The 6,568-nt window shown below is 40.1% G+C and carries 4 protein-coding genes and 1 pseudogene; 3 read left to right on the forward strand and 2 right to left on the reverse strand.

The features are described 5' to 3' along the window. The first annotated feature begins 170 nt into the window (after positions 1–170). The gene (locus tag IQ242_RS13465; RefSeq protein ID WP_193960314.1) at positions 171–3,290 is read left to right on the forward strand and encodes a TIGR03032 family protein; all 3,120 of its coding nucleotides are present in this window, start codon (positions 171–173) and stop codon (positions 3,288–3,290) included. A 108-nt stretch (positions 3,291–3,398) separates the two neighbouring features. Here IQ242_RS13465 and IQ242_RS13470 read toward each other — a convergent pair whose 3' ends face one another. Further along, on the reverse strand, positions 3,399–4,292 hold the full coding sequence (locus tag IQ242_RS13470) for a glutaminase (protein ID WP_193960310.1): 894 nt from the start codon (positions 4,290–4,292) through the stop codon (positions 3,399–3,401). A 15-nt stretch (positions 4,293–4,307) separates the two neighbouring features. Here IQ242_RS13470 and glp point away from each other — a divergent pair, with 15 nt between their 5' ends. Further along, on the forward strand, positions 4,308–5,534 hold the full coding sequence (glp, locus tag IQ242_RS13475; RefSeq protein WP_193960311.1) for a gephyrin-like molybdotransferase Glp: 1,227 nt from the start codon (positions 4,308–4,310) through the stop codon (positions 5,532–5,534). A 164-nt stretch (positions 5,535–5,698) separates the two neighbouring features. Beyond that, positions 5,699–6,169, forward strand: a complete 471-nt coding sequence (locus tag IQ242_RS27135) for a PEP-CTERM sorting domain-containing protein (protein WP_193960312.1) — start codon at positions 5,699–5,701, stop codon at positions 6,167–6,169. 64 nt (positions 6,170–6,233) lie between these two features. Here IQ242_RS27135 and IQ242_RS13485 read toward each other — a convergent pair. Continuing rightward, positions 6,234–6,568: pseudogene (locus IQ242_RS13485) on the reverse strand (flagellar assembly protein H); the annotation flags it as partial.

Here is a 6,568-nt window from a genome sequence, read left to right on the forward strand (position 1 = left end):
AGAGACAGTAATTTAGGTGTAGGGTGCGTATTTGCGGCCATCAATTCGGTCAAAAAACCAAAATTAACAAGCCGCCGTAACGCACCACCTCTATTATTAAATCGGTGTGTTACGCTATCGCGCTTCACACCCTACAGGCTAATCTTTGTGTTCTTTGTGTCTCTGTGGTTATGATGAATCAATCAACTCCCAATACTAATCAATCTATCCCCGTAGAGATAATTGCTTCCCGTAACTTCATTGATTGGTTAGAGTCTCAGCAGATTAGTCTGGCTTTTACTACCTATCAAAGTTCTCGACTGATGTTTTTAGGAGTTAACCCCCAAAGAGGGATGTCGGGATTTGAGCGGATATTTGACCGCGCCATGGGTTTATATACTACCCCAGAAAGGATTTATCTTAGTTCTCGCTATCAAATCTGGCAACTAGATAATGTGTTATCATCCGAACAGCTTTATGATGGTTACGATAAACTTTATATCCCCCGCATTAGTTATACTACTGGGGATTTAGATATTCACGATTTGGCAATAGAAAATCTCTCTGAAAGAATTATATTTATCAGTACCACGTTAAATTGTCTGGCGACAGTCAGCGATCGCCATAGTTGTATTCCCCTATGGAAACCATCGTTTATTTCCGCTTTAGTCAATGAAGATCGTTGTCATCTCAATGGTTTAGCTTTGGTAGATGGGAAGGCGCGTTATGTCACCGCTTGTAGTCAATCAGATGTGGTGGATGGGTGGAGAGACAGAAGACAAACTGGCGGTTGTGTCATTGATATTCAGTCTAATGAAGTGATTGCTACTGGTTTATCTATGCCTCATTCTCCCCGATTTTATCAGGGTAAGTTATGGTTATTAAATGCGGGTACGGGTTACTTTGGTTATATTGATCAAGACAAAGGCATTTTTGAGCCTGTTACTTTTTGTCCTGGTTTTCTGCGCGGTTTAGCATTTGTCAGAAATTATGCCATTGTTGGATTATCTAAAAATCGTGGGGTAGATAAGACTTTTTCGGGGTTAATCTTAGATGATAATTTAATGGCTAAAGAAGCAGAGCCTCGCTGTGGTCTGCTAATTATTGACTTGAAAACAGGTGAAGTTGTTCACTGGATACGCTTAGAAGGTGAAGTGACTGAACTTTATGATATACAAATCTTAGAAGGAGTTAAACGTCCCCAAGCTTTAGGATTTCAAAATGATGACATCAGTAAAATTATTACTCTTGATCCTATTTCTCCTTTAGTTGGGGTAAATATAGCAAATAATCAGCCTGATACTTCCCCAGCAGATACCCTGTATCAGCAAGCATACACCTTGCAAAAACAGGTTAAGCTTGAAGAAGCGATCGCTCTCTATCAACAATTAATTAATCAATATCCCCAATATGCAGCTGCTTGGCATCAGTTGGGGGTAATCATGGATAGTTTAGGACAAATTGATCAAGCTATTTTGGCTTACAAGCAAGCTTTACTTATTAACCCTAATTATGCAGAAGCTCATAATAATTTAGGAATAATAGCAGTTGGCAAGGGAGATTTAGATGAGGCGATTATTTGCTTTAACCAAGCTATTTGTGGCAATCAAAACTATGCTTTTGCTGATAATAATTTAGGTTTAGTCTTACAAATGCAGGATAAGTTAGGGGATGCTGCGGTCAATTTTCAAGAAGCAATCAGGAAAAACCCTAATTATCCAGAAGCACACTTTAATTTAGGAAATGTGTTACAACTACAGGGAAAAATTGAAGAAGCGATCGCTTATTTTCAAACAGCAATTAAGCTTAATTCTAAGTATGTTAAGGCTTACAATAATTTAGCTTTAGCTTTAGGAAGACAGGACAAAGTAGAAGCTGCTATGAGCGTATTTAAGCAAGCTTTAGCCATTCAACCTAATTCACCAGAGGCTTTTGCTTGCTTATTTTCTATGAAGGAAATGACTTGTAATTGGGAGACAAGAGAAGCTGATTTAATTCAACTTTGGCAATTAACAGAAAACCAGTTACAAGAGGGAAAAACTACCCCAGTAACTCCCTTTGATACCTTATATAAACCTTGGTCTGCTAGTCAACAATTGCAAGTAGCTTCTAACTATGCTCAAGAGGTTAAAAGACAATTAGCATTGATTACTAAACCACTCAACTTTAACCATTCACGCACCCGATCTGGACAATTAAAAATAGGTTATTTATGCCATGATTTTCGTAATCATCCCACCAGTCATTTGATGCAAAGTGTCTTTGGTTTACATGATCGCAATAACTTTGAAATAATTGCCTATTCCTATGGTCCTGATGATGGTAGTGAATATCGTCGTCGCATTGCTAATGATTGCGATCGCTTTTATGATATTGCTACTTTATCAATTACGGAATCTGCACAACGGATTTTTCATGATGGGGTGCATATTTTAGTGGATTTGATGGGATATATTGATAAAGCGCGGACACAAATATTGGCTTTAAAACCGGCACCGATTCAAGTTAATTATTTGGTTTATCCGGGGACAATGGGAGCAGATTTTATCGACTATATTATTGGTGATGCCATAGTTACACCACCAGAGTCTGCTGATGATTTTACTGAAAAATTAGTGATTTTACCGGATAGTTATCAGGCTAATGATTATCAACAAATTATATCATCTAAACCTGTTACTCGTTCCCATTATGGTCTTCCTGAATCGAGTTTTGTCTTTTGTTGTTTCAACCATACCTATAAAATTGAGCCGCAAATATTCACTGTATGGATGCAAATTTTGGCTAATGTTCCAGGTAGTGTGTTATGGTTATTTTCGAGAGTAGCTGAAGCGGAAGCAAATCTACGTCGGGAAGCACAAGCGCGAGGAATTGAGGGCGATCGCTTAATTTTTGCCCATCTCGAACCTAAGTCGGAACATTTGGCGCGGCATCAACTAGCTGATTTATTTCTTGATACTTTATACTATAATGCTCATACGACTGGGAGTGATGCTTTATGGGCAGGTTTACCGATTATAACTTGTCCTGGTGCAACTTTTCCTTCCCGTGTTGGTGCTAGTTTACTGACAGCTATTGGCCTACCTGAATTAATTACTAAGAATTTAGAGGAGTATAAAAATTTAGCGATTAATTTAGCAAAATCTCCTGATAAATTGCAGGAATTTAAACAGAAATTAGCACAAAATCGTCTTACTTATCCGTTATTTGATACGCTTCGTTTTACCCGCAATTTAGAAAAAGCTTATATTACAATGTGGGATATTTATGCTGCGGGAAAATCACCAGAGATGATCAGGATAGCCAATTGATCACTGGAATTATCAGGGTAAGCGCATCTTAACAATCCTTGACAAAATGAACTTTATGTGAGTTGCTTACCCAGGGGGTTGGGTTTCATGCTTCAACCCAACCTACGTTCATCTTATATTTAATTCCATCCACCTACTTATATATGTTAGTAAATTAAGTCCTAAAATTGAATTACCTTGCTCATTTAACAGAGGACTATAACAAGCGATCGCTCCCTGTTCTGGTACAATTGATAATAGGGCCCCACTGACTCCCGATTTAGTGGGAAAACCCACCTCAAGGGCGAATTGTTGGGAAGCTTCATAGAGTCCACAATTAGTCATAATTTCTAGAATAATTTCGGCAAAAGAAGAAGCTAAAATTAACTTACCTAAATTAGCAAGATCGGCAATTTTTCCAGATAAACAACAGATTCGATTGTAGGTTTCTAGAGCTAAATAACGATGACTGATATAACCGTTTTTTTCTAATTCTAAGCTTAAAGCTTGATTGTGTGCATTAGGATAGGAGTGAACAGAATCAAGCACAGAGCCATCGAGAAATAATTGACAATTACCCATTTCATTTAACCATAAAAGCAAATTTTCACAGCGAGATTCTGGCGTTTCTCCTGCTAATAAATCCGCTAGAGCGATCGCACCACTGTTAATCATAGGATTACGGGGAAAACCGCAATCCTCTTGCAGTTGAGTTAAGGAATTAAAAGGATAACTAGAAGCTTGTTTTCCCACGCGACGAAAAACAGCATCTTCCCCCAAATGATTCAAAAGATATAATAACAAAAAAGGTTTAATCACACTCATCAAAGGAAAAGTTACAGTTTCATCTCCCCAAGAGAAAATCTCCCCCTCAAGACAGTGAATCTGGAGAGCGAAAACATCGGGATTAACTTGGTTCAAAACTGGTATATAATAGGGAGTCTGACCCTTCCTATCCGATAAATGCACTTCCCCGAGCCAAGCTTGTATATCTTCCACCCTTAATCTAGCTAATCGGTTCATTTGTTTGTTTAATCCATGTACTCAGTCAAAGAAGCAGAATCTATAATTTTAACTCAAATTCAACCCCGACAAGAAACAGAAAAAGTTTCTCTAGAGGCAGCTTTTGGGCGCATTTTAGCCGAAGATATCAGCAGTGATTTAGACTTTCCCTATTGGGATAATTCTGCTATGGATGGCTATGCTGTCCGCTACGAAGATGTCAAAGACACTAATCCAGAAAATCCCGTTACTTTAAAGATTATCGCCGAAATTCCCGCCGGCAAAGTCCCCGAAAAAATTATTCAACCAGGAGAAACAGCGCGAATATTTACGGGAGCGATGTTACCCGCCGGCAGTGATACGATTATTATGCAGGAAAATACTCAAAAACAAGGGGAGCGAGTGGCGATTCTTATCCCTCCCGAAAAAATAGGTCTTTTCGTGCGTCAACGCGGCACATTCTATCGAGCGGGAAATACCCTATTAAAAGCCGGTATTGCCCTTAATTCCCCAGAAATAGCGGTTTTAGCCACGGCACAAGCTACCGAATTAACAGTTTTTTCCCGTCCCCAAGTGGCAATTTTCTCCACGGGAGATGAATTAATTAATCCCGATGAAACCCTCCAAAAAGGTCAAATTATTGACTCGAATCGCTACGCTTTAACCGCATTTGTCGCCAGTTTAGGGGCAATTCCCAGACCTTTAGGTATAATCAAAGATAATCCCGATCTTCTCAGAGAAACTATCAGAAAAGCAATTAATTCTAGTGCCATCGTCCTTTCCACCGGCGGTGTTTCTGTGGGAGATTACGATTATATCGAGGGAATTTTAGGGGAATTAGGGGGAAAAATTCTGATTGGCAGCGTTGCTATTCAACCGGGTAAACCCCTAACCTTTGCTACTTTTCCTAACGGTTGTATTTACTTTGGTATTCCCGGTAATCCCGTCTCTGCTTTAGTTTCCTGTTGGCGCTTCGTGCAAATGGCCATTAAAAAATTATCGGGATTGACAGAATATCAGAACAAATTTCTGCGAGTTGTCACCCGCGATACTCTCAAATCTAAAGGACAAAGAGAAGTTTATCTCTGGGGAAAAATAGAAATTATCGAGGGAGTTTATCAATTTCAACTTGCTCCCGGACAACACAATTCGGCTAATTTAATTAATTTAACAGGTACTAATGCTTTAGCCATAATTCCCCAGGGTAAAACTACTATACAAGCGGGAGAAACAGTAGAAGTTTTGACTGGACTTCCCCTTTGAGAGCCAGTTTCAGATGTTGGCAAGGGTTCTTTTTTTGACTTGATTTCCTTTTCGGTAAGAATCAGGTCGAAGGACAGCAGCCGGGGAATTACGCTTAGGAACTTTTTCTATAGACCCTAATTAGGGTTTGCTGAAAAAGTTTTTCGGTGGTGGCAGGGTGTGGGGTGTGGGGTTTTACCCATTTTCAGGGAAAAAGTGCCGGAATTTTCCCCCCAATCACATGGACCGCCAGCAACATTGTGAGTGTCACCTTCAATTTTGGTAATGGGACCCACGTTACCACCTTTAATCCTAATGGGGGTGATGGGTTGGATTTTAGTGTAGGAAGCTTTGTCACCAATGCCTTAGGACAATTAACCTCTGTTCCTTCTGATTGGATTGATTACTCTAATGTCAATGTCGTCTCAACCAATTCTACACAAACACCTAACGCATGGTTCGTGAATGGAGACAATGGCGTTTACTTTACTAATGATTTGAACTACTCTGTCGATTTGACCAATGTATCAGGTAATATAGTTGCTGCTAACTGGACCATTCAAGGCACCCAGACACAGACAACCCCGGAACCAGGTACCCTTTTAGGTTTATTAGCGGTGGGTTCTCTGGGTGTATTGGCTCGCAAAGGGCAATAAATGACCAATTCTATGGTAAGGAAGGTTTAAACGCCTTCCTTTTTGGTTAGGGGGCGATATAGTCTTATGTCCCTTTTTGTATAGCTCTAACCTGTTTAACCTCTAACTCTAAGGCGGATGCGACTTGCTCAACGCTTAACCCTAAGGCCAACAAACGAGGGACCGCCTCTAGTGCTTTGTTTAGTCTGCCTTGCTCAATGCCTTGCTCAATGCCTTGCTCAATGCCTTGCTCAATGCCTTCCTCGCGACCTTCCTGACGACCTTCCTCGCGACCTTCCTGACGACCTTCCTGACGACCTTCCTGACGCGCTTCCTCGCGCACATCTTGAAAATACTGAGTCTGTTTTAATTCATCTAAACTAAACATAGTTTCTATCTCCCGACGATTGAGAAGCGGTA

Source organism: Microcystis sp. LEGE 08355, assembly GCF_015207185.1.
Lineage (GTDB): Bacteria > Cyanobacteriota > Cyanobacteriia > Cyanobacteriales > Microcystaceae > Microcystis > Microcystis panniformis.

Excerpts from the sequence above, each read along its gene's own strand:
- IQ242_RS13465 (WP_193960314.1), top strand. The coding sequence starts at position 171 with ATGATGAATCAATCAACTCCCAATACTAATCAATCTATCCCCGTAGAG.
- IQ242_RS13470 (WP_193960310.1), bottom strand. The coding sequence starts at position 4,292 with ATGAACCGATTAGCTAGATTAAGGGTGGAAGATATACAAGCTTGGCTC.
- glp (WP_193960311.1), top strand. The coding sequence starts at position 4,308 with ATGTACTCAGTCAAAGAAGCAGAATCTATAATTTTAACTCAAATTCAA.